The following is a 1,102-nucleotide window of genomic DNA, read 5'->3' on the forward strand; positions in this document are numbered from 1 at the left end:
ATACCAATCAGTAATTATTTGTGATCTAATTGTATTTATTTTCCAACCAACAAATAAGCTTTGAATACTCATACTTCTGCCGAACTTTTCAAGTTGGCTAAATCTGAAAAAGACGCCCGTAAAAAGATCCGCTATTTAGCAGTTGCGCACTTCCTTGATAACCACAACAGAACGCAAATTGCTGCCATGCTCCATGTCAGCAGAAGAATGGTAAATGAATGGATAAAGCGCTACCTTAATGAAGGAATAGCTGGCCTTGACGCCAAAAAGCCAACCGGTAAACCTTGTTAACTAAATGATTCGCAGCAAAAACAACTTTTTCAGTATATTGATAAATACGCTCAAAATGACAACGGTGGTAGACTGACAGGGTATCGCATAAAACAATATATTGAAGATGAATTTAACGTCTCTTACCATCCCAATGCGATTTACAAACTATTGAAAAATTTAGACTTTAGCTGGATAACTAGCCGTTCTCGTCACCCTAAGCAGTCCGAACAAGCTCAACAGGACTTTAAAAAAACTGCAAATGGAATTGATCAAAACGATCCCACTATTTACCAATCTGAATGACGTCGATATCTGGTTTCAAGACGAAGCCAGGTTTGGTCAGCAAAACACTACGACACGCCTTTGGGCCAAAAAGGGAACTCGGCCTAGAGCAGTCAAACAACAACAATTTGATTATGCCTATCTTTTTGGCGCTGTTTGTCCAAGCACGCGGCAGACTGAAGCACTCATCACTCCATGGGTGAATATGAGTGTCATGAGACAACATTTACAGCAGATATCTGCGAAGACAGCACCAGGGCGACATGCTGTTGTGTTAATGGACGGTGCTGGATGGCATCAGGCATCGCTGGTAACAGATATTGATAATGTCTCTATTATCAAACTGCCTCCCTATTCACCTGAGCTGAACCCAATAGAGCAAGTATGGAGTTGGCTACGCCAGCACCATTTAGCGAATCGCTGTTTCAAAGGTTATGAAGATATTGTAGAGAGTTGTAGTGAGGCCTGGAATGACTTTGTTTCATGTACAAAACGAGTGATGAAAATGTGTCAGCGTGACTGGATAGAGGTGGGAAAAAGTTAAGGT

At 41.3% G+C, this 1,102-nt stretch carries 1 pseudogene; it reads left to right on the forward strand.

Annotation, left to right across the window (positions count from 1 at the left end):
- Positions 1 to 60: 60 nt before the first annotated feature.
- Positions 61 to 1,099, forward strand: a pseudogene (locus tag C1E24_RS20390) (IS630 family transposase).
- The last annotated feature ends 3 nt before the right edge of the window (positions 1,100 to 1,102 follow it).

It is taken from the genome of Pseudoalteromonas phenolica (assembly GCF_005876835.1).
Taxonomy (GTDB): Bacteria; Pseudomonadota; Gammaproteobacteria; order Enterobacterales; family Alteromonadaceae; genus Pseudoalteromonas; species Pseudoalteromonas phenolica_B.